Source organism: Pseudomonas borbori (genome assembly GCF_900115555.1).
In the GTDB taxonomy this organism is placed as follows: domain Bacteria; phylum Pseudomonadota; class Gammaproteobacteria; order Pseudomonadales; family Pseudomonadaceae; genus Aquipseudomonas; species Aquipseudomonas borbori.
Genome location: NZ_FOWX01000086.1, coordinates 1 through 2373 on the forward strand (window position 1 = coordinate 1; position 2373 = coordinate 2373).

2 protein-coding genes and 1 tRNA gene are annotated in these 2373 nt (G+C 62.4%); 1 reads left to right on the forward strand and 2 read right to left on the reverse strand.

The genetic code is table 11. The annotated features are described in order from the left end of the window. Together BM315_RS25210 and gabD are read right to left on the reverse strand one after the other, a co-directional pair. Positions 1 to 113, reverse strand: a 113-nt coding sequence (locus BM315_RS25210; RefSeq protein WP_244527381.1) for a hypothetical protein, incomplete at its 3' end; no start/stop codon positions are given. 270 nt (positions 114 to 383) lie between these two features. Then, entirely contained in the window at positions 384 to 1826 is a 1443-nt protein-coding gene (gene gabD / locus BM315_RS24050) for an NADP-dependent succinate-semialdehyde dehydrogenase (RefSeq protein WP_090506212.1), read from the reverse strand. Positions 1827 to 2196: 370 nt separating this feature from the next. On the opposite strand from gabD, the gene BM315_RS24055 reads away from it, so the two are divergent. Further along, positions 2197 to 2273, forward strand: a tRNA-Arg gene (locus tag BM315_RS24055). The last annotated feature ends 100 nt before the right edge of the window (positions 2274 to 2373 follow it).

Below are 2373 nucleotides of genomic sequence, written 5' to 3' on the forward strand. Positions count from 1 at the left end.
TCGGTGACCGTGGCGTTCTGCGCCCGCTCGGCGAAGATCGGGTGGATCTGGCCGACGCCGCGCGGGACGGCGGCGGTGCGGCGTTGCATCAGGGATTCGTTGGTCTGGCTCATGGCGTCCTCATTCGCCGCTCATCGGGCGGCGTGGTTCAAGGATGAAATGACCGGGTTAGCGCGGCAGCAGCATACGATGATCGACTGCTACAGCCCTCCCGGCCACGGGGGAATAATTCTTTTGCCTCATCGATACAGCACTCTCACGGAGCGTAGCGAGCGAAGGGGAGGCAAGGCGGCGGTGTCGGGAAAAAGCGGAGTTGGCTTTTGCCAATGAGCATTTTTCCCGATACCGCCAACGCCGCATCGCCAAAGCGCAGTAGCGACTGACTAGATACCCAGGCAGAGGTACTTGATCTCCAGATAGTCCTCGATGCCGTACTTGGAGCCCTCGCGGCCCAGGCCCGAGGCCTTCATGCCGCCGAACGGCGCCACCTCGGTGGAGATGATTCCGGTATTGACGCCGACGATGCCGTACTCCAGCGCCTCGGCCACACGGAACACGCGGCCGAGGTCGCGGGCATAGAAGTAGGAGGCCAGGCCGAACTCGGTGTCGTTGGACATGGCGATCACTTCGGCCTCGTCCTTGAAGCGAAACAGCGGCGCCAGCGGGCCGAAGGTCTCTTCCCTGGCGACCGCGGCGTGGTTCGGCACGTTGAGCAGAATGGTCGGCTCGAAGAAATTGCCGCCCAGGCTGTTGCCGCCGGCGACCAGCTTGGCGCCCTTGCCCACCGCATCGGCGATGTGTTCCTGAACCTTGGCCACCGCCTTGGCGTCGATCAGCGGGCCGGTGGTGATGCCATCGTCCAGGCCGTTACCGATCTTGAGCTTGGCCACCGCGGCCATCAGCTTCTCGGCGAAGGCGTCGTACACCCCGTCCTGCACATACAAGCGGTTGGCGCACACGCAGGTCTGCCCGGCGTTGCGGTATTTGGACGCCAGGGCGCCTTCCACCGCGGCATCCAGATCGGCATCGTCGAAGACGATGAAGGGTGCGTTACCGCCCAGCTCCAGCGACACCTTCTTGATGTCCTTGGCGCATTCGGCCATCAACTGGCGACCGATCTCGGTCGAGCCGGTGAAGCTCAGCTTGCGCACGATCGGGTTACCGGTCAGCTCCGCACCTATCTCGCCGGCACTGCCGGTGACCACGCTGAGCACGCCCTTGGGGATGCCGGCACGGTGCGCCAGCTCGACCAGGGCCAGGGCCGAGAACGGGGTCTGCGAAGCCGGCTTGATCACCATGGTGCAGCCGGCAGCCAACGCCGGGCCGGCCTTGCGGGTGATCATCGCCGCCGGGAAGTTCCACGGGGTGATGGCGGCAGTCACACCGATCGGCTGCTTGAGCACCAGGATGCGCTTGTCGGCCTGATGGCCGGGAATGGTGTCGCCATAGACGCGCTTGGCTTCTTCGGCGAACCACTCGATAAAGGAGGCGGCATAGGCGATCTCGCCCTTGGCCTCGGCCAGCGGCTTACCCTGCTCCATGGTCATCAGGCGACCGAGGTCGTCCTGATTCTCCATCAGCAGCTCGAACCAGCGACGCAGCTTGGTCGCACGCTCCTTGGCGGTCAGCGCCCGCCAGGCCGGCAAGGCACGGTCGGCCGCCTCGATGGCGCGACGGGTTTCCGCGGCGCCCATCTTAGGCACAGTGCCGATGACTTCATTGGTGGCCGGGTTGTTGACCTTAATGGTCTGACCGCTATCGGCGTCCAGCCAGGTTCCGTCGATATAAGCCTGTTGACGGAACAGCTGGGTGTCTTTCAATTGCATGACATTCTCCTTCATCGCGACACCCGGGCGTCGGACGGTTGTTGTTGCCACCATGGGCAAGCGCCCATATAAAGATGTTCTGACAGGCGCGATGCCGCACCCTATCAATTTTAGGTAATCCGTCTGATTAGGATTGACCAGGGCCGCACAGAGTTCCGAACGGTTTCCGCAAGAACGTTTGAAATCTCAAACGAATCCTAGGGTCATGCGGGATAAAGGGCAAGAGTATGTTCGAAAAAATTAACGCACCATCCAATCACGGACTGTTCCGGCGATCACTCGGGGCCTATCCGCCGGATTCGTGTGCAATCACACACAAACCGTCAGCATGGACGCCCGCCCGCGAGATGCGTATGATTGCGCCCGCGCTGCACCAGTAGCTCAGCTGGATAGAGTACTGCCCTCCGAAGGCAGGGGTCGTGGGTTCGAATCCCGCCTGGTGCGCCATACAGATCGAGTAGGAGGCGGATTCACATCCGCCGTCCTCTCACACCACCGTACGTACGGTTCCGTATACGGCGGTTCAGGTTATGCGGCTAAGCCGGTT

Coding starts and splice junctions, on each gene's coding strand:
- gabD (WP_090506212.1), bottom strand. CDS start 1,826: ATGCAATTGAAAGACACCCAGCTGTTCCGTCAACAGGCTTATATCGAC.